At 47.7% G+C, this 214-nt stretch carries 1 pseudogene; it reads right to left on the bottom strand.

Going from position 1 to position 214, the window contains the following annotated elements:
* Nucleotides 1-214: pseudogene (locus EOC06_RS39780) on the bottom strand (xylose isomerase); the annotation flags it as partial.

Here is a 214-nt window from a genome sequence, read left to right on the forward strand (position 1 = left end):
GTGCATAGTCAATCGCCATATGGAAGAAACGGGCTAAGTTATCCTGCTCCAGTTTCATATCAGTGTTCAGCAATGTATCATAACCTTCGCGGCCGCCCCAGAACACATAGTTCTCTGCACCAAGCTCCTTGCCAATTTCAAGGCCTTTTTTCACCTTTGCTGCAGCATACGCAAACACATCGGCGTTATTGGAAGTTGCTGCACCGTGCACATA

The sequence above is a fragment of the Mesorhizobium sp. M7A.F.Ca.MR.362.00.0.0 genome (assembly GCF_004023175.1).
Classification (GTDB): domain Bacteria; phylum Pseudomonadota; class Alphaproteobacteria; order Rhizobiales; family Rhizobiaceae; genus Mesorhizobium.